This is a genomic window from Actinomadura geliboluensis, assembly GCF_005889745.1.
In the GTDB taxonomy this organism is placed as follows: domain Bacteria; phylum Actinomycetota; class Actinomycetes; order Streptosporangiales; family Streptosporangiaceae; genus Spirillospora; species Spirillospora geliboluensis.
In genome coordinates this window covers 1-17,772 of sequence record NZ_VCKZ01000171.1, presented here as the reverse complement: position 1 = coordinate 17,772, position 17,772 = coordinate 1, and the positions used below count along the sequence as shown (strand labels likewise).

The window sequence follows — 17,772 nt, the reverse complement described above, 5'->3', positions numbered from 1 at the left end:
GGTCCGGGGTAGGGGGCCCGGCATGAGCGCCCTCCTCGCTCGGCTCCTCGACGACGCCGCACTCGTCCCGCCGGCCTCCGCCCCGCCGGCCGAGGCCCTGCCCGCCTACCGGGCCGCCGCCCGCGCGCCGGTCACCGGGCGGCTGCGCTGCCCCGCGTCCCGGTTCGCCGAACTGCGGACGCATCTCGTCCCGGAGGACCTCCTCGACCTCGTCCTCGTCGCGGACACCGGCCTCGAGGAGCTGCCGAAGGCGCTGGACGCGGTCGAGGCGGAGCCGCGGGTCCGGCTCCCGGCCGTGGAGATCGCCGTGGCGGAGGACGCCGACCAGGCGCGGGCCGTGGCCGTGGCGGTGGCGCGGCTGCCCGCCGGGGTCCCCGCGCGCGTCGAGGTGCGCCCCTCGCCCGGCTGGCGGGACGCCCTGGACCGCATCGCCGCCGCCCGCGACCACGGCGTCCCCCTCGGCGCCGCGACCCGGACGGCGCCGGCGGCGTTCATCGCGGCCTGCGCCGAGCGCGAGCTCGACTTCACCTGCCCGGCCGGGACGGCCCGCGAGGCCCTGACCGTCCTGCTGGGCGCGGCGCACGCGGGCGGCGACGCCGGTGAACGCGACATCGCGCGGATCCTCGACCGCACCGACGCCGCGGGCCTGGCCGGCGAGGCCCGCGAGCTCCCGGACGAGGCGGCACAGGCCGCCCGGCGGCTGCTGGCCGCGGTCGGCGTCCGGCGCCTCGGCGCGGCGCGCGCGGAACTGCACCGGCTGGGCCTGATCGAATCGCCGGACACGGGGGAAGATATGTCTCCATGACGACCGAGTCGTGGGTTGAGGTGGACGAGGACGCCGGGTTCGGCATCGAGAACCTGCCGTACGGGGTGTTCGCGCGGCCCGGGGAGCTGCCGCGCGTCGGCGTCGCCATCGGCGACCGCGTCCTCGACCTGGCCGCGATGTCCGCGGCCGGGCTGGTGGAGGACCGCCGCTACTTCGCCTCGGGCTCGCTGAACGCGTTCATGGTCGCGGGGCGCCGCGCGTGGCGGGCGAACCGGGAGCGGGTGACGGAGCTGCTCACCGACCCGTCGTACCGGGACCGGGTCGAGCCGCACCTGCTGCCGGTCGCGGACGTGGAGCTGCTGCGGCCGTTCGAGGTCGCCGACTACGTCGACTTCTATTCGAACGAGCACCACGCCGTGAACACGGGGCGGATCTTCCGCCCGTCCGGCGACCCGCTGCCGCCCAATTGGAAGCGGCTGCCGGTCGGGTACCACGGCCGCGCGGGCACCGTGTACCCGTCGGGGACGCCGATCATCCGGCCGTGCGGGCAGCGCCGCGCGCCCGGCGACGACGAGCCGTCCTACGGCCCGTCGCTGCGGCTGGACTTCGAGGCGGAGGCCGGGTTCGTCGCGGGCGTCCCGTCCTCGGCCGGCCGGGGCGTCGCGACGGGCGCGTTCCGCGACCACGTGTTCGGGTACGTGCTGGTGAACGACTGGAGCGCGCGCGACCTGCAGGCATGGGAGTCGCAGCCGCTCGGGCCGTTCCTCGGCAAGTCGTTCGCGACGTCGGTCTCCTCGTGGGTGGTGCCGGTCGCGGCGCTGGAGGCGGCGCGCACCGACCCGCCCGTCCAGGACCCGGCGCCGCTGGACTACCTGCGCTGCGACGAGCCGTGGGGCCTGGACCTGCGCCTGGAGGTGCTGATCAACGGGCAGGTGGCGGCGCGCCCGCGGTTCGCGTCGATGTACTGGACGTCGCCGCAGCAGCTCGCGCACGCCACGGTGAACGGCGCGCCGCTGCGCACCGGCGACCTGTTCGCCTCCGGGACGGTTTCGGGCCCGGAGCGCGACCAGCGCGGCTGCATGCTGGAGCTGAGCTGGAACGGCCAGGAGCCCCTCGAACTGCCCGACGGCACGAAGCGCACGTTCCTGGAGGACGGCGACACGGTCACGATCCGCGCGCAGGCGCCGACGGCGTCCGGCTCGCGCATCACCCTGGGCGAGGTGACCGGCACCGTCCACCCGGCGCAGGGCTAGGGGCCGGGAGGCAGGACCAGGGCGGTCGCCACGGCGGCGAGGCCCTCGCCCCGGCCGGTGAGGCCGAGGCCGTCGGTGGTGGTGGCGGAGATCGTCACCGGGGCGCCGCCGAGGGCCTCGGTGAGGGTCTTCTCGGCCTCCGCGCGGCGCTTGCCGATCTTCGGGCGGTTGCCGATGATCTGAACGGCCACGTTGCCGATGGTGAAGCCCGCCTCGGTGACGCGGCGGGCGACCTCCCCGAGGAGGTCGGTGCCGGACGCGCCGGACCAGCGCGGGTCGGCGGTGCCGAAGACGGCGCCGAGGTCGCCGAGCCCGCAGGCCGACAGGAGGGCGTCGCACGCGGCGTGCGCGGCGACGTCGCCGTCGGAGTGCCCGGCGAGGCCGTGGCCCTCACCCGGCCATTCGAGCCCCGCGACCTTGAGCGGGCGCGGGGTGGACGAGAACGGGTGGACGTCGGTTCCGACGCCCACCCGTGGCAGCCTCGTGCTCAATTCGGTCGGCCGCTCAGCTGGCCAGGACCTCGTCCAGCAGGGCCTCTGCCTTGTCCTCGTTGGTCTTCTCGGCGAGCGCGAGCTCGCTGACCAGGATCTGGCGCGCCTTGGCGAGCATCCGCTTCTCACCCGCGGACAGGCCGCGCTCCTTGTCGCGCCGCCAGAGGTCGCGGACGACCTCGGCGACCTTGTTGACATCACCGGAGGCGAGCTTCTCAAGGTTCGCCTTGTACCGGCGCGACCAGTTGGTGGGCTCTTCGGTGTAGGGTGCGCGAAGCACCTCGAACACCTTCTCAAGTCCTTCTTGGCCGACGACGTCCCGGACGCCCACGTCCTCGACGTTCTCAACCGGGACCCGCACTGTCAGGTCACCCTTGTCAACCTTCAGGACCAGATAGGTCCTGTCCTCACCCTTGATGGTGCGAGTCTCGATGGCCTCGATCCGAGCAGCCCCATGGTGGGGGTAGACGACGGTGTCGCCGACCTGGAAAGTCATGTGACAAGTACCCCTTCCGCTAGAACCAGGGTAGCACGGAAACGAGCATGGCTGAACCGGCCATCCAGGCATATGCGCAGGTCAAACCACATATTGGGGTATTGACAAAGCCCTTTAATGGTGCATCGGCGTCCAGTTCCCCGTACTCAGTGTAGCCGGGAGATCACCGTGATCCCATCGAAACGCCATTACCGGTAAGGGGTCGCCGTGACAAGCATCCGTCCCGCCGGACCCGCGCACGCGTTCCATACTGGGAGGTGAGCCTTCCGCGCGGTGCGGGTACGAAGCGCCCGGAAGGGTTCGAACTGGACGGCGGCCCGGGTGACGCGACCCGTTGAGGGAGGTGCGGCGTGAGGCCGGACGGCGGCGACCCCGACGACTACGGACTCCCCCGCGTTGACGTCGTGGTGCCCGATGACGCGCGCGAGCTCGAGCGCGACATGGCCGCCTACCACCGCGAGGAGCGGCGCCGGCGGCGCCGCGCCCGGGTCCGGCGGCTCACCCGCCCCGTCACCCGGTTCGGCGTCGCGATCCCGATCATCGCGGGCGCGCTGCTGGTCGCGCTGCTCAGCGGGGTGCTCATGACGGCGTTCGGCCCGCGCCCGGTACCGCGGCCGACCGGCGCGCAGCTCGCCCCCCGCCCGTCCGCGAGCCCCGGCGAGATCGGCGGGCTGCTGCCGGACCGGGAGGTCGGCACCGGCGCGGACGGCGACGTGGCCACCTCGCTGCGCCACCTGCGCCCCGGCGTCATCGGCATCGTCCCGCCCGCGTACGAGTGCGAGAGCGTGGTGGCCGACCTCGCCGCCAAGACCTGGCAGTACAAGCTCAACTTCTGGCTCGTCGCCGACCCGCGCCCGGCCCCCGGGAAGAAGGCGACCCCGATGAAGGACCTGAAGGCGTGCGCGGGCACCGCCCACGGCGGCACCCCGCTGATCCTGGAGGACCGGGCGGGCGTCCTCGCCGCGGCCTACTCCCCCGCGCCCGGCACGCCCGGCCCCACCGGCACCGGCCTCACCGCCGTGTTCGTCCAGCCGGACGGCATCGTCACCGAGATCGTCCGCGGCCCCAGGCCGGGCCCGGAGCTCACCGGCCGGGTCGAGGCGCTCGGCACCGGTTACTGAGCCCCGGCGGGCACGGCCCTCCGCCCCGATCTGATCTTCGTGCGCGCGTGCGCATGTTCCGCGCGTGCGCGAGCATGATCCGGACGTGCGCGGGCGTGTCGGCGACCCCGGGGAGGGGTCCGCGCCAGGGTCTCGCTACGCTTCCCCTGGCGTATCTCACGCCGCCATCACCATGACATCTCGCGAGGAGACCGACGCCGTGATCCGAAACAGCCGTCGAGTGGTCGTGCTCGCCGTGGCGGGCGCCGTCGCGATCGCGCCGGTGATCTCCGGTTGCGGCGCCGGCATGTCGCCCCAGTCCGCCGCCCCGACGCGGCTGACCGAGGGCGTCAACGTGGCGATCCCCATGGACAAGAAGGCCGCCACCCAGATCGACCTGCGCAACATGTTCCTGCTGGGCGCGCAGGACGGGCAGCTGCTCAAGGCGGGCGCGGACGTCCCGCTCTACGGCGTGCTGATCAACCAGGTCAAGGGCCGCTCGGACCGGCTGGTCGCGGTCAGCTCGCCCGCCTTCGGCCAGGCGAAGATCGCGGGCGGCTCGGTCACGCTGCCGCCCGCCTCGGTGGACGGGATGGGCGGCATGGTCTCCCTGCTCGGCAAGCCGCAGCCGAAGGCGAGCGCCTCCGCCACGCCGTCCGGCGGGCAGACCGGGCAGCCGTCCGGCACCGCGAGCCCGCGGACCACCGCCGGCACCGGCGCCACGCCGAACACCACCAGCACCCCGACGTCGGAGAACACCACCAGCCCGCAGGAGAGCGGCCTCCCGGTGACCCCCGGCCCGGGCGACCAGCCGCTCGTGGTGCTGAGCGGGCTCACCCAGGACCTGGTCGCCGGGTCGACCGTCCCGGTGCGGATGCAGTTCGAGCACGCCGGCGCCATCGAGTTCCAGGTGCCCGTGGCGCCGCGCCAGGAGGACTTCGCCACCTACCCGCTCGCCACGCCCACGACGCAGCCGTCCGGCACGCCCGGGGCGACCGGCAGCCCGTCGCCGGGCGCGACCGGGTCGCCGTCGCCCGGCACGTCCGAGACTCCCGGCGCGACCGGGTCGCCGTCGCCCGGCGCCTCCGAGACGCCGGGTGCCTCCGGGGGCCACTGACCCCCTCCCGCGCACGCGAGAACGGCCCGCTCCCAGCCGGGAGCGGGCCGTTCCTCATGCCGGTGGGGCACTCATGATCAGGGCTCGAACTTGTAGCCCAGGCCGCGGACGGTCACGATGTACCGCGGCGTGGACGGCGCCTCCTCGATCTTGGCGCGGAGGCGCTTGATGTGGACGTCCAGCGTCTTGGTGTCGCCCACGTAGTCGGCGCCCCAGACGCGGTCGATCAGCTGCATCCGGGTGAGGACGCGGCCGGCGTTGCGGAGCAGCACCTCCAGCAGCTCGAACTCCTTCAGCGGCAGCTGGACCGGCTCGCCGCCGACGCTGACGACGTGCCGTTCGACGTCCATCCGGACCGGCCCGGCCTCCAGCGTCGCGGGCGCCGGCTCGTCCACCTCGCCCTGGCGGCGCAGCACGGCCCGCATCCGGGCGATCAGCTCCCGGGTGGAGAACGGCTTGGTGACGTAGTCGTCGGCGCCGAGCTCCAGCCCGACGACCTTGTCGACCTCGCTGTCCTTCGCGGTCAGCATGATCACCGGGACGCTGGACCTGGCGCGCAGCTCCCGGCACACCTCGGTGCCCGGCAGGCCGGGCAGCATCAGGTCGAGCAGCACGAGGTCGGCACCGTTGCGCTCGAAGATGTCCAGCGCGTCGGGGCCGGTGGCGGCGACCGCCACCTCGAAGCCCTCCTTGCGCAGGTTGTACGACAGTGCGTCGCTGAACGACTCCTCGTCTTCCACGACGAGCACGCGGGTCACGGTGATGCCTCCCGGGCGGTGTTCTCTGGGGCTTGCGTTGCGGTCCCTGAGGCGGGACGAAGGGGGGCGTCGAGCAGCGGGAGCCGGATCGTGAACGTCGACCCGTGGCCCTCCTTGCTCCACACCGTCACGTCGCCGCCGTGCTTGCCGGTGACGTGCTTGACGATGGCGAGGCCGAGCCCGGTGCCGCCGGTGCGCCGCGAGCGGGCCGGGTCGACCCGGTAGAACCGCTCGAAGATCCGGCCGATCTCGGCGTCCGGGATGCCGATGCCCTGGTCGGTCACGTTGATCTCGACCTGCCGGTCGTCGCAGCGCCGGGCCGACACCACCACCCGGGTGCGCTCGGGGCTGTAGGCCACGGCGTTGTCGACGAGGTTGCGCAGCGCGGTGACGAGCAGCTCCTGGTCGGCGCGGACCTGCAGGTCGGCCTCGCCGCCGGACGCCAGCTCTATGTCCTTCTCGCCCGCCCGGAACTGGCAGCGCTCCAGGGCCTCCGCGACGACCTCGTCCAGGTCGACGGGCTTGAGGTCGGGGAGCGGCTCGTCCCCCTGGACCCGCGACAGCGTCATCAGGTCCTGGACGAGGTTGGTCAGCCGCACCGACTCGTACTGCATCCGCCCGGCGAACCGCCGGACGGCCTCGGGGTCGTCGGCGGCGTTCTCGACGGTCTCGGCGAGCAGCGACAGGGCGCCGACCGGGGTCTTCAGCTCGTGGCTGACGTTCGCCACGAAGTCGCGCCGGATCGCCTCGGTGCGGTGCATGTCGGTGAGGTCCTCGGCGAGCACGAGGACGAGCCCGTGCGAGCCGAGCGGCGCGACCCGGACCGCGAACCAGCGCCCGTCCGCCCGGCTCCGCGCACTCGTCGGCCCGACCTGGATCTCGGTCTCCCGGATCTCCCCGTCCCGGCGGACGAGCCGGGCCATGGCGAGGACCTCGTCCACCACCAGCCGGTCGCCGCTGACGAGGCCGTAGGCGCGCGCGGCGGAACTGGCGCGCAGCACCCGGTCCTCCCCGTCCACGACCACGGCCGACGACCGCAGGACGCTCAGCACCGACGCCACGCCCGGGGGCAGTGTTCCCACCGGGGCGGTCTGGGGCACCGTCCGCTGGGCTCGCTCGCTCACGCGCACCGCCAATCCAGTCGTGAGCCCGATGGCGAGCCCGGCGAGCCCGGCGAGGCTCGCGACAATCTCGACCTCCACACCACGGATCGTAAGCGGCGAAACGAGCTACCCTTCCCCGAGATGCAGGTCAGGTACGTCTCGTTCCCTTAAAGTTCACCTTCTCCTCCGGGGTCGTTCATGACGGCCGGGCAGGCTGTTGCGTGGGCGAGTCCGCCCTCCCCCGGTTCACAGCGAAGGACTTCAATTGCGCGACGCCTACCACGAGGAGCTCGACTCCCTCACCGACAGCCTGGTGGAGATGACCCGCCTCGTCCGGTCCGCGATGGCCCGCGCGGTGACCGCCCTGCTGGACGCCGACCTGCGGCTCTCGGAGGAGGTCATCAGCGGTGACGAGCACGTCAACAAGATCGACGCCGACATCGAGGCGATCGTCTTCGACCTGATGGCGCGCCAGCAGCCGGTCGCCGGCGACCTGCGCACGCTGATCACGGCGCTGCGGATGAGCGGCGACCTGGAGCGCATGGGCGACCTCGCCGTGCACATCGCCAAGACCGCCCGCCGCCGGCACCCCGAGACGGCCGTCCCGCCGGAGCTGCAGGCGACCGTCCTGGAGATGGGGCAGATCGCCGAGCGCATGATCGCCAAGACGGGCAGCGTCATCGCGTCCCAGGACGTCGAGATGGGTCTCGAACTCGACGCCGACGACGACCAGATGGACCGCCTCCACCGGCGGCTGTTCGACATCCTGCTGTCCCCCAAGTGGAAGCACGGCGTCGAGCCGGCCGTCGACATCACCCTGGCCGGGCGCTACTTCGAGCGCTTCGCCGACCACGCCGTCCACGTGGCGGAGAACGTCGTCTACCTGGTGACCGGGCAGCGGCCGGAGGAGATCACCGAGGTTCAGTAGGCCCGGCACCCGCGTGGACGCGGCGCCCCCGGAAGGTGACACGCCTTCACTCGGCGGACCGCGCTAGCCTGCTGCCCACCCGAGACGGCGTTCACGGAGGGCATAGCGGTGGAGCCCCTTCAGCCGGGCGATCCGGAGAGGATCGGCCCCTACCGGGTGGTGGCCCGGCTCGGCGCCGGCGGCATGGGCAGGGTGTACCTCGCCCGGTCCCGCAGCGGACGGCCGGTGGCGGTGAAGGTCGTCCACAGCCGGTACGCCGGGCAGGCCAGGTACCGTGCCCGGTTCCGCCGCGAGGTGGACGCCGCCCGCCGGGTCGTCGGCGCCTTCACCGCGCCCGTCCTGGACGCGGGCGCGGACGCGCCGACGCCGTGGCTCGCCACCGCCTACCTGCCGGGGCCGTCGCTGCGGGAGGCGGTCGCGGAGTTCGGGCCGCTGCCCGCGGACGCCGCACGAGCGCTGGCCGCCGGGCTCGCCGAGGCGCTCGCGGCGATCCACCGCGGCGGACTCGTGCACCGCGATCTGAAACCGGCGAACGTGCTGCTGACCGCGGGCGGCCCCCGGGTGATCGACTTCGGCATCGCGCGGCCGGACGACGCCGCCCCCCTCACCCGCGCCGGCCACCCGATCGGCTCGCCCGGGTTCATGTCCCCCGAGCAGGTGCGGGGGCGGGAGATCGGCCCGGCCTCCGACGTCTTCACCCTCGGTGCGACGCTGGCCTACGCGGCTTCCGGGGTCGAGCCGTTCGGGACCGGCCCGGTGCACGCCCGCCACCTGCGGGTGATGAACGTCCAGGCGGACCTCGGTGCGATCACGGAACCGTGGCTGCGGGACCTGGTGACGGCGTGCCTGCGGGCCGAGGCGTCCACGCGCCCGTCGGCCGCCGAGGTGCTGGACCGGCTCGGGGCGCTCGGCGGCCCGCCCCTGCTGGGCGTCGGCTGGCTGCCCGCACCGGTCGCCGCGGAGGTGGAGCGCCGCACGGCCGAGGTCGTCCCGGAGGCGCCGCCGCCTGCGGGACCGCGGCGTCCGGGACGCCGGACGGTGCTCGCCGGGATCGGCGCGGGCGTGCTGGCCGCCGCGGGGACGGGCGTGCTCCTGCGCGACGGGACGGCCGGCGGGCCCGCGTCCGGCGGCTCCCGGGGACCCTCGAAGCCGCCGCCCGAAGGCGTCCCGCTGTGGAAACGGCCGCTCGGCCACGAGAACGCGGGCTTGGAGACCGCCGGAGGCGTGGTCCTGGTGAGCGCCGAGGAGAGCGTACGGGCACTGGACCCGGGCAGCGGTGAGCGGCTGTGGAAGCGCGACGACGCGTCCGCCACCGTCTCCGGCGACGACGTGTACCTTGCGGAGAACGAGGGCAAGCGGCTGCGCGCCATCCGGGCGTCCTCCGGCGGCACGCGATGGACGTACGACTTCGCGTTCGGCGAGGGCCCAAGCCGTCTGGCGGCATCCGACCGGGTGGTCTGCTTCGCCGTCTCGCGGGCCGGCCGGGACGGGCGGGCGGGCGCCGGCGCGCTGAACCGTGCGGACGGGCGGCGGCTCTGGAGGAGCCGGCTCGGCGACGACCCGGACGCGATCGCCGCCCGCGGAGACCTCGTGGTCGCCGCGTCGTCCGACCGGCTGGCCGCGCTGGAGGCCGGCACCGGACGGGCCCGGTGGACGCGGCCGATGGACCACGGCGACTACCTGATCATCGGCCGGGAGCTGGTCTTCGCCTGCGACCGCGTCGGAACGCTGCACGCGCTACGGGCCGCCGACGGAGGCGTCCTGTGGCGGCGCCAGAACGTGGCCGCCCGGTCGGGACGGCTCGGCGACGGCCTCCTCTACATGGAGGGGGCGGACGCCGAGATCCTCGCCCTGGAGGCGTCCACCGGGCGGACGGCCTGGTCACGCCGCCTCGCGCGGGTGGAGAACGACCCCAGGAGCCAGGCGACCGCGCTGCGGCTGTCGGGCGCGATCTTGTACGCAGCGTGCACCGACGGCACACTGTACGCGTTGAACGCGGCAGACGGCCGCGTCCGCTGGACGTATGCGGCGGAGACGATCCGGGTCAGCGTCCCCGTGAGCGCCGCCGGACGGGTGTTCGCCGTAACGGAGGACGGGCATGTCCGAGCGCTCGCTCCGCCCGAGACCCCCGGAGGATCACGTGGAGGCTCTTGAGCCCGGCGACCCGCGCACGGTCGAGGCGCCGCAGGGCGGCTACCGGCTGCTCGCGCGGCTCGGCTCCGGCGGCATGGGGACGGTCTACCTGGGGCGTTCCGCCGCCGGGCGGGTCGTGGCCGTCAAGCTCGTGCACCCCGAGTTCGGTGCCGACCCGCGGTTCCGGGAGCGGTTCCGGCGCGAGGCGGAGCTGTCGGCGACGGTCGGCGGCGGGTTCACCGCCCCCGTCGTCGACGCCGATCCGGACGCCCCGCGCCCGTGGCTGGCGACCGAGTACCTGCCGTCGGTGCCGCTGCGGGAAGCCGTCCGGAACTGGGGCCCGCTGCCGCCGGACGTCGTCCGGTACCTGGCGGCGGGCGTCGCGGAGGCGTTGCTCGAACTGCACCGGGCCGGGATCGTCCACCGGGACCTGACGCCCGCGAACGTCCTGCTGACCGCGGACGGCCCGCGCGTGATCGACTTCGGGATCGCCCGCGCGCTGGACGCCGCCACGATCACGCACTCCGAGACCACCCTCGGTTCGCCGGGGTTCATGTCCCCCGAGCAGGCCGCCGGCGACCGGATCGGCCCGGCGAGCGACGTCTTCACGCTCGGGGCGACGCTGCTGTACGCGTCCACCGGCAAGGAGCCGTTCGGTACCGGCCCGTGGCACGAGCGGCTCGCCCGGCTGCGCTCCGAACGGCCGCGGTTCGACCGGATCCCGGATGAGTCGCTGCGTGCGATCATCGCCGGCTGCATGGAGCGCGACCCGTCGCTGCGGCCCACCGCCGGGGAGCTGGCCGAGCGGCTCGCGGAATCCGCCCCCGAGGCCGCCTGGCCGTCCCCGATCGCGACCGAGATCGACCGGCGGCGGCGCGAGGCCGCGCACCCTCCCGCCCCGCGCCGCGACCGGACCCCGGTCGTCGTCGCCGCCGTCGCCGCGATCGTGCTCCTGGCCGCGGGAGTCTCCGCCGCCCTCTGGTACCAGGGCCGAGACCCCGGGACGGACGCCGCGGGCGCGCCCGCCCAGGCGACCCCGGCGGCGCCGGCGTCCCGGTCGGCGCCGGCCGCGTCGCCCACGCCGGTCGGCGTGATCCGCTTCTCCCTCTCCGGGGACGGCGAGGTCGAGTCGCTGACGTACACGGTGAACGGCGAGTCCAAGACCGTGGAGAACGTCGAACTGCCGTGGGAGATCACGGTGCCGATACCGTCCTCGGTGCCCAGGACGGCGTACGAGCTCGACTTGCGGAGCAGCGGCGGCGAGGTCCGCTACAACGTCGACGTGGACGGGCGGCTCCTCACCCGCGGGGTCAACGTCGGCGGGGGCACGGGCCACGCGGAGGGCATCTACTGATGGACGGGACCAGACCTCGGCCAAAGGTCGACATCCTGCCCGCCGGGGGCGGCGGCCTCGCCCACGGCCTGCCGCCCGCCGCCCCGGGGACGCTGTTCGCCCGGGGGCCGAGCGGCGGGATGCGCGTGGCGCCGGAAGCCCGGTTCTCCCTCATCTTCGGGCGGGGCGAGTCGGACGTGCACGTCTGTGTGGGAGGCCACGACCCGTACGTCAGCCGCCGAGCCGGATACATCCGCCATGACGGCTCGCACTGGGTGCTGCACAACATCGGCAGGCTGGCGATCCGGTTCCCCGACCGCCTCGTCCTCGGCGGACATCACGCCGCGCTCCCCCCGTCCTACACTCCCCTGATCATCGTCGCCCCGAACCAGGAGCACCTGCTCGAAGTGAGCATCGCCCCCCGAACCCGCTGGGAGGCCGAAGACCGGCACGAGGTCGGCACCTCCGACCCGGACGGCTGGCCGCTCACACCCGTCGAACACCTCGTCCTGGTCTGCCTGAGCCGCCGCTACCTCGCCCAAGAGCCCACCCCGCAGCCCCTCACCTGGGTCCAGGTCGCCGACGAACTGGGCCGCCTGCGTCCGGACGAACGATGGACCGCCAAGCGCGCCGCCCACATCGTCGCCGAGGTGCGCAAGCGCCTCACCCCGCACGTCCCGGGCCTGCGGGAGAGCGAGCTTTCGCCGCCGCTGGGCAACCAGCTCAACCACAACCTGATCACCGAACTGCTCGTCAGCGCCACGATCGTCCAGTCCGACCTGGCGTTCCTGGAGTGAGCCGCTCCGGGACCGGTCCCGGAGCCGTTCGGCCATACTTCCACCGACCACGTCGAGGAAGGAAGCCGATGCCGACGGTAACGGGCACACGGGCGGCGCTGGCCGGGTCGGGGCCGAGGGACGCAAAGCGGTCATCTCGATCGAGCACGAGTAGGCAGACGACCCTGCGGACCAAGACCATGCAGACCAAGACCATGCAGATCAGTAGGGCGCTGCCCTTCGCCGCGGCCCTCGGGCTCGTGCTCGCCGGCTGCGGGCAGGCGTCCCTCCCCGAAGCCGCGGACGGGACCGACCTCAGAGCCTGCGCCGACGCCGACTGCACCGTCCGCGTCGGCAACGGGGCCGAGATTCCTCTTGACGACGAGCTCGGCATGACCCCGGTCCAGATCACCATCAGCGGGGACGAGATCACCTGCAAGTCCACGGACGGCGGCGGCTCGTCCTTCTCCGTCTCCGCGAGCGCCAAGGTCCGCAGCCGGCTGCAGAACATCTCCATCGAAGCCCTCGGAATCAAGGGAGACGAAGCCGTCGTGAAGATCACGCCTTAGCCGGGGGCCGCCGAGGAGGCGGCCCCCGGCGGTTCCTTCCCGCGGCCGCGCCGGAGCTTTCGCCGCGCCTGTCCTGCGGCGCCCGGGTTTGAGATCATTCACTCGAGGATGTGATCCGACCCCGGGGAGGACGGCATGTCGTCATGGCGGGAGGCCGCGGCCGTCGTGATCGGCATCCCGGCGTTCGTGATCTGGGTGTCCGTCCTGCGGACCGACATGATCTGCAAGCTCTGGGCACCGGTCGTGCGGTCCGCCGGGGGCGACGTCCTGCGGGCAGCCGTGAGGTCGGCCATCCTGTACATCGTCGGCATGATCGCGTTCGGGCTGGTCCTGCTCGCGGTGCACGCGGCGCTGGACGGGCTGTTCGCGCGGGCGGCGGCGCTCGTGCTGAGCCTGCTGTACGCGCCGGTGGCGTTCATGCCGATGCCCGATCGGAGCGGTTCGCCCTACGGGGACGTCCGGCGCACCCTCGTGCGCGCGGGGGCGTCGGAGCGGCAGGCGCGGGCCTGCGCGTGGGCGACCGGACCGCTGGCGTTCGCCGGGCTCGCGGCCGTCGGCGCGGGGATCGCCTCCGCGTTCGCGGGGTGAGGGGCCGCCGCGGCGGCCCCTCGGGCGTCACTTCTTGCGGCCGCGCCGGGGCTTGTCCTTCTTCGCGTCCTTGGCGTCCTTCGCGGGCGGCGTCGGCGGCTTGGGGCCGTCCGACTTCGCGGCGCCCTGGTTCTTGACGGCCTCGATCGCGGCCTTCGCGGCGGCCGGGTCGAGGTACTCGCCGCCGCGCTTGAGCGGGCTGAAGTCGTCGTCCAGCTCGTAGACGAGCGGGATGCCGGTCGGGATGTTCAGGCCGACGATCTGCTCGTCGGAGATGTCGTCCAGGTGCTTGACCATGGCGCGCAGCGAGTTGCCGTGCGCCGCGACCATCACGGTCTTACCGGCGGCCAGGTCGGGGACGATCGAGTCGTACCAGTAGGGCAGCAGCCGGTCGACGACGTCGGCGAGGCACTCCGTGCGCGGGATCAGCTCGGACGGCAGCTCGGCGTAGCGGAGGTCGTTGACCTGGGACAGCGGGTCGTCGTCCTTGATGGGCGGCGGCGGGGTGTCGTAGGAGCGGCGCCAGGTCATGAACTGCTCTTCGCCGAACTCCTCGCGCGTCTGCGCCTTGTTCTTGCCCTGGAGGGCGCCGTAGTGGCGCTCGTTCAGCCGCCAGGAGCGCTTCACCGGGATCCAGAGGAGGTCCGCGACGTCCAGGGCGATGTTGGCGGTGCGGATGGCCCGCTTCAGCAGGGAGGTGTGCACCACGTCGGGGGTGATGTCGGCGTCGAGCAGCAGGTCGCCGCCGCGCGTCGCCTCGCTCTCGCCCTTCGCGGACAGGTCGACGTCCACCCAGCCGGTGAACAGCCCTTCCGCGTTCCAAACGCTTTCGCCATGCCGGAGCAATACCAGGGTCGCCATGCCGCAGAGCCTATCGGCCCGCCGGAGGTCACTCGCGGTTGGCCGGGTCCGCGAAGGAGGCGAACGCCCGCAGGTTGGCGAGGCTCTCGCCGCGCTTGACCCGCCAGTCCCACTCGCGCTGGATGGACGTCTTGAACCCGCGCTCCAGCGCCTTGTCGAAGTTCTCGTCGGAGTAGGTGAGGACGCAGCCGAGCACGCGGTCGAGCTCGTCCGGGGAGATCGAGTCGAGGGGCAGCTTCCCGACGAGGTGGACGTCGCCGACGTCGTCCAGGGCGAACGCGACCCCGTACATGCGGCCGTTCTTCTCCAGCAGGAACCGGTAGAACTCGGCGTGGTTCTCGTCCGGGCGGCGGCAGAAGAACGCCTCGACGTGCAGGGAGTGGTCGCCGACGATCAGCCACGTCATCGTGGCGAGCTTGTGCTGCCCGGGGAGCTTGACGAAGAACGCGTTCTCGCGCGGCTCCTCGAACTCCAACTCCGCCGCCTTGAGCGTCTCTCTGATGGTCTCGACGTGGTTCATGCGGTGACCTCTGCAGGAGCGACATTGACGGCCGGGATCGACATGGCACCGGTATACACGTCGAGGAGGCGGTCGACGGTGGCGTCCCAGCCGAAGCCGTCCGCGTGTCGGACGGCGCCGCGGGCGAGGCGCGCGTGCAGGCCGGGTTCGGCCTGCAGCCGGCGCAGGACGGCGGCGTAGTCGGCGGGGTCGTGCCCGGAGATCAGCACGCCGGATTCTCCGTCCGCGACGGCGGTGCACAGGCCGCCGACGCGGGCCGCGACGACGGGCGTCCCGCACGCCTGCGACTCGACGGCGACGAGCCCGAACGACTCGCTGTGGGACGGGACGACGGTGACGTCCGCGGCCCGGTACCAGTCGGCCAGCTCGTGCTGCGGGCTCGGCGGCTCGAAGCGCATGACGTCGGTGATGCCCAGCTGGGCGGCGAGGGACTGGAGCCCCTCGGGGCGGCAGCGGCCGGAACCGGACGGGCCGCCGACGACGGCGACGACGAGCTTGGCGCGCAGCGCCGGGTCGTCGGCGAGCATCCGCGCCACGGCTCGCAGCAGGACGTCCGGTGCCTTCAGGGGCTGGATCCGGCCGACGAACAGCAGCACGTACGCGTCGCGGGGCAGCCCGAGCCGGCGGCGGGCCGGGCCGGTGCGGTGCGGAAGGAGGCCGGTGCTGCGGGCGAGGATCGGCGACTCGGGCCGGAACATCGACAGGTCGACGCCGGGGCTGACGGTCGCGACCCGCGCGGGGTCGGCGCCGTAGAGGTCCACGAGCTCGCGGGCCTCCTTGGCGGTGTTGGCGACGAGCTGGTCGGAGGACGCCGCGACCTGCTCCTCACCGAGGACGCGCTCGGCGGGCTCGGGCTTGTCGTCGTCGGCGAGCGCCGCGTTCTTGACCTTCGCCATCGTGTGCATCGAATGGACGAGCGGCACGCCCCACCGCTGCTTGACCGCCCACCCGGCCTGGCCGGACAGCCAGTAGTGCGTGTGCAGGAGGTCGTAGTGGCCGGGGTCGTGGGCCGCCTCGACCCGCAGCACCCCGGACGTGAATCCGCACAGGTGGCGGGGGAGCTCGGTCTTGTCCAGCTCCTCGAACGGCCCGGCGACGACGTTGCGGACGAGCACGCCCGGAGCGAGCTCGACCACCGGGGGCAGGGCCCGCGACGTCGCGCGGGTGAAGATGTCGACTTCCACGCCCCTCGCGGCCAGCCTCTTGGCCACCTCGACGATGTAGACGTTCATGCCGCCCGCGTCGCCGGTACCAGGTTGGTCAAGGGGGGAAGTATGAACACTGACCGTCGCAACCCGGTTGATACGACGCGACACTGAACATCACCTCCGGTAGTGCAACCTATCGACCGGGTCGGGTGTTCCCTCGGGAAGGGGGACATTCGTGACTTCTCGCCACAGTGACCGGTCTCACCGGCTCCCACTCCCCCGGCGGCGCCGCGCACCGCGTCTGGGACCCTGGTCGCATGCGTAAGACCGCGATAGTGACCGGAGCAAGCAGCGGGATCGGGGCCGCCACCGCGCGGCGCCTGGCGGCCGAGGGGTTCAACGTGGTGCTCGCCGCGCGGCGCCGCGACCGCCTCGACGCCCTCGCCAAGGAGATCGCCGAGACCGTGCCGGGCGCCGCGAAGATCGCCCCGGTCACCCTGGACGTGACGTCCCAGGAGTCGGTGGACGCGCTGGCCGCGGCAGTCGGCGCCTGCCACGTGCTGGTCAACAACGCGGGCGGCGCCGTCGGCCTGGAGAGCGTCGCGTCCGCCGACCTCGCCGACTGGCAGACGATGTACGACACCAACGTGCTGGGCCTGGTCCGGGTGACCAAGGCGATCCTGCCGAAGCTGATCGAGAGCGGCGCCGGGCACGTGGTGAACATCACCTCGCTGGCCGCGCACGTCCCGTACGAAGGCGGCGGCGGGTACAACGCGGCGAAGCACGCCGCCTACGCGGTCAACGACGTGCTGCGGCTGGAGCTGGTCGCCGAGCCGGTGCGCGTCACCGAGATCGCGCCGGGGCTGGTGAAGACGGAGGAGTTCTCCCTGGTCCGGTTCCGCGGGGACGCCGAGCGGGCCGCCAAGCCGTACGAGGGCGTCCCGGAGCCGCTCGTCGCCGAGGACGTCGCCGACTGCGTGGCCTGGGCCGTCACCCGTCCGGCGCACGTCAACATCGACCGCATCGACGTGCAGCCCCGCGTGCAGGCCGCCCCCTACAAGCTGCACCGCGAGTAGCGCGGGGTCAGCCTCGCGGGGCGACCGCCGTCCAGGGGAGGGTGACCTCGCCGAGGCGCCACCGGTGCCGCCCGCCGTACGGCAGATGCGTGAAGACGGGATGGTTCCGCGCTAGCAGCGACACCGCCTCGACCCAGCGCGCGCGGGGGCCGAACGCCGAATGCGGCGCGGCCGTCGCCCAGCAGCGGTCGAAGTCCGCCAGCAGCGCGTGGACGGGCTCGCCCGGCACGTTCCGGTGGATCAGCGTCTTCGGCAGCCGCTCGGCCAGCACGGACGGACGTTCCAGCGAGCCCAGATGCGCGGCGAACGTGATGGTCTGGGGCCCGTCCTCGGTGAGGGTGACCCAGACCGCACGACGCCCGATCTCGTCACACGTCCCCTCCACGAGGACCCCTGAGGGCGCCAGGCGCGCGCGCAGATCGTCCCATGCGCGCCAGGCGGCCGACTCGTCGTACTGGCGCAGCACGTTGAACGCCCTGACCAGCACGGGCGGCCGCGGCACCGGCAGTTCGAACCCGCCGCGCCGAAATGACAGCCCTTCAAAGGCCGCACCGGCTCCTTTGGCGCCGACGACTCCTTTGAGGGCACCGGCACCGTTCAGCCTCAAGCCCTCTTTGGAGGCAGCGGCTCCTTTGAAGCCCACGGCTCCTTTGGGGGCCCTGGCACGCGCGGGGTCACCTGCTCCTTTGCGGTCACCTGCTCCTTTGCGGTCATCCGCTCCTTTGCCGTCTCCGACTCCTTTGCGGGGTTCGGGGG

The 17,772-nt window shown here is 73.3% G+C and carries 19 protein-coding genes; 11 read left to right on the top strand and 8 right to left on the bottom strand.

Annotation, left to right across the window (positions count from 1 at the left end):
- A partial coding sequence (locus tag ETD96_RS22570; protein ID WP_205719407.1) for a hypothetical protein occupies positions 1-805 on the top strand: 805 nt, incomplete at its 5' end.
- Positions 802-2,019 (top strand): fumarylacetoacetase, encoded by a 1,218-nt coding sequence (fahA, locus tag ETD96_RS22565; RefSeq protein ID WP_138638463.1) that lies wholly within the window; start codon positions 802-804, stop codon positions 2,017-2,019. The genes ETD96_RS22570 and fahA, both read left to right, overlap by 4 nt.
- On the opposite strand, the gene ispF is transcribed toward fahA, so the two are convergent.
- Together ispF and ETD96_RS22555 are read right to left on the bottom strand one after the other, a co-directional pair.
- Positions 2,016-2,489, bottom strand: coding sequence for a 2-C-methyl-D-erythritol 2,4-cyclodiphosphate synthase (gene ispF / locus ETD96_RS22560; protein ID WP_138638462.1), 474 nt, complete (start codon positions 2,487-2,489; stop codon positions 2,016-2,018). The genes fahA and ispF overlap by 4 nt on opposite strands.
- Positions 2,490-2,523: 34 nt before the next feature.
- Positions 2,524-3,006 (bottom strand): CarD family transcriptional regulator, encoded by a 483-nt coding sequence (locus ETD96_RS22555; RefSeq protein ID WP_089328581.1) that lies wholly within the window; start codon positions 3,004-3,006, stop codon positions 2,524-2,526.
- A 350-nt stretch (positions 3,007-3,356) separates the two neighbouring features.
- Here ETD96_RS22555 and ETD96_RS22550 point away from each other — a divergent pair, with 350 nt between their 5' ends.
- Together ETD96_RS22550 and ETD96_RS22545 are read left to right on the top strand one after the other, a co-directional pair.
- Positions 3,357-4,127 (top strand): hypothetical protein, encoded by a 771-nt coding sequence (locus ETD96_RS22550; RefSeq protein WP_205719406.1) that lies wholly within the window; start codon positions 3,357-3,359, stop codon positions 4,125-4,127.
- A gap of 199 nt (positions 4,128-4,326) precedes the next feature.
- Complete coding sequence (locus tag ETD96_RS22545; RefSeq protein WP_138638461.1) at positions 4,327-5,223, top strand: copper chaperone PCu(A)C domain-containing protein; 897 nt, start codon at positions 4,327-4,329, stop codon at positions 5,221-5,223.
- Between the two features lie 77 nt (positions 5,224-5,300).
- Here the strand turns inward: ETD96_RS22545 and ETD96_RS22540 are convergent, their stop codons facing one another.
- Together ETD96_RS22540 and ETD96_RS22535 are read right to left on the bottom strand one after the other, a co-directional pair.
- Positions 5,301-5,972 (bottom strand): winged helix-turn-helix domain-containing protein, encoded by a 672-nt coding sequence (locus tag ETD96_RS22540; RefSeq protein ID WP_478209491.1) that lies wholly within the window; start codon positions 5,970-5,972, stop codon positions 5,301-5,303.
- 5 nt (positions 5,973-5,977) lie between these two features.
- The gene (locus ETD96_RS22535) at positions 5,978-7,183 is read right to left on the bottom strand and encodes a sensor histidine kinase (protein ID WP_138638459.1); all 1,206 of its coding nucleotides are present in this window, start codon (positions 7,181-7,183) and stop codon (positions 5,978-5,980) included.
- 166 nt (positions 7,184-7,349) lie between these two features.
- Between ETD96_RS22535 and phoU the strand changes: the two genes are divergently transcribed.
- The 6 genes from phoU (at position 7,350) to ETD96_RS22505 (ending at position 13,411) form a co-directional block, all read left to right on the top strand.
- On the top strand, positions 7,350-8,012 hold the full coding sequence (gene phoU, locus ETD96_RS22530; RefSeq protein WP_138638458.1) for a phosphate signaling complex protein PhoU: 663 nt from the start codon (positions 7,350-7,352) through the stop codon (positions 8,010-8,012).
- Positions 8,013-8,120: 108 nt separating this feature from the next.
- On the top strand, positions 8,121-10,166 hold the full coding sequence (locus tag ETD96_RS22525; protein ID WP_138638457.1) for a protein kinase domain-containing protein: 2,046 nt from the start codon (positions 8,121-8,123) through the stop codon (positions 10,164-10,166).
- Positions 10,153-11,499 (top strand): serine/threonine-protein kinase, encoded by a 1,347-nt coding sequence (locus ETD96_RS22520; protein WP_171069177.1) that lies wholly within the window; start codon positions 10,153-10,155, stop codon positions 11,497-11,499. Before ETD96_RS22525 ends, ETD96_RS22520 begins: the two co-directional genes overlap by 14 nt.
- Positions 11,499-12,275 carry a hypothetical protein gene (locus ETD96_RS22515; RefSeq protein ID WP_138638455.1) on the top strand — a complete coding sequence of 259 codons (777 nt, stop codon included), beginning with the start codon at positions 11,499-11,501 and terminating at the stop codon, positions 12,273-12,275. The genes ETD96_RS22520 and ETD96_RS22515 overlap by 1 nt, the downstream gene beginning before the upstream one ends.
- Before the next feature lie 179 nt (positions 12,276-12,454).
- Positions 12,455-12,823 carry a hypothetical protein gene (locus ETD96_RS22510; RefSeq protein ID WP_138638454.1) on the top strand — a complete coding sequence of 123 codons (369 nt, stop codon included), beginning with the start codon at positions 12,455-12,457 and terminating at the stop codon, positions 12,821-12,823.
- 135 nt (positions 12,824-12,958) lie between these two features.
- The gene (locus ETD96_RS22505; protein ID WP_138638453.1) at positions 12,959-13,411 is read left to right on the top strand and encodes a hypothetical protein; all 453 of its coding nucleotides are present in this window, start codon (positions 12,959-12,961) and stop codon (positions 13,409-13,411) included.
- Positions 13,412-13,438: 27 nt separating this feature from the next.
- On the opposite strand, the gene ETD96_RS22500 is transcribed toward ETD96_RS22505, so the two are convergent.
- Genes ETD96_RS22500 through mshA form a run of 3 tightly spaced genes read right to left on the bottom strand, consistent with a single transcriptional unit; the run spans position 13,439 to position 16,108 of the window.
- Positions 13,439-14,272: a phosphoglyceromutase gene (locus ETD96_RS22500; RefSeq protein WP_171069176.1), complete on the bottom strand. Its 834-nt coding sequence runs from the start codon at positions 14,270-14,272 to the stop codon at positions 13,439-13,441.
- Between the two features lie 28 nt (positions 14,273-14,300).
- Positions 14,301-14,792, bottom strand: coding sequence for a type III secretion system chaperone family protein (locus tag ETD96_RS22495; protein ID WP_138638452.1), 492 nt, complete (start codon positions 14,790-14,792; stop codon positions 14,301-14,303).
- The gene (gene mshA, locus ETD96_RS22490) at positions 14,789-16,108 is read right to left on the bottom strand and encodes a D-inositol-3-phosphate glycosyltransferase (RefSeq protein WP_138638451.1); all 1,320 of its coding nucleotides are present in this window, start codon (positions 16,106-16,108) and stop codon (positions 14,789-14,791) included. Before mshA ends, ETD96_RS22495 begins: the two co-directional genes overlap by 4 nt.
- A 149-nt stretch (positions 16,109-16,257) precedes the next feature.
- Between mshA and ETD96_RS22485 the strand changes: the two genes are divergently transcribed.
- On the top strand, positions 16,258-17,016 hold the full coding sequence (locus tag ETD96_RS22485) for an SDR family NAD(P)-dependent oxidoreductase (protein WP_138638450.1): 759 nt from the start codon (positions 16,258-16,260) through the stop codon (positions 17,014-17,016).
- A gap of 7 nt (positions 17,017-17,023) precedes the next feature.
- Here ETD96_RS22485 and ETD96_RS22480 read toward each other — a convergent pair whose 3' ends face one another.
- Positions 17,024-17,623, bottom strand: a complete 600-nt coding sequence (locus tag ETD96_RS22480; RefSeq protein ID WP_240808026.1) for a class I SAM-dependent methyltransferase — start codon at positions 17,621-17,623, stop codon at positions 17,024-17,026.
- Positions 17,624-17,772: the final 149 nt, after the last annotated feature.

What these genes read in the sequence shown, in the direction of transcription:
- ETD96_RS22495 (WP_138638452.1), bottom strand. Translation starts at nt 14,792, where the DNA reads ATGAACCACGTCGAGACCATCAGAGAGACGCTCAAGGCGGCGGAGTTG.
- ETD96_RS22555 (WP_089328581.1), bottom strand. Translation starts at nt 3,006, where the DNA reads ATGACTTTCCAGGTCGGCGACACCGTCGTCTACCCCCACCATGGGGCT.
- ETD96_RS22510 (WP_138638454.1), top strand. Translation starts at nt 12,455, where the DNA reads ATGCAGACCAAGACCATGCAGATCAGTAGGGCGCTGCCCTTCGCCGCG.
- ETD96_RS22500 (WP_171069176.1), bottom strand. Translation starts at nt 14,272, where the DNA reads ATGGCGACCCTGGTATTGCTCCGGCATGGCGAAAGCGTTTGGAACGCG.
- ETD96_RS22515 (WP_138638455.1), top strand. Translation starts at nt 11,499, where the DNA reads ATGGACGGGACCAGACCTCGGCCAAAGGTCGACATCCTGCCCGCCGGG.
- ETD96_RS22485 (WP_138638450.1), top strand. Translation starts at nt 16,258, where the DNA reads ATGCGTAAGACCGCGATAGTGACCGGAGCAAGCAGCGGGATCGGGGCC.
- ETD96_RS22505 (WP_138638453.1), top strand. Translation starts at nt 12,959, where the DNA reads ATGTCGTCATGGCGGGAGGCCGCGGCCGTCGTGATCGGCATCCCGGCG.
- fahA (WP_138638463.1), top strand. Translation starts at nt 802, where the DNA reads ATGACGACCGAGTCGTGGGTTGAGGTGGACGAGGACGCCGGGTTCGGC.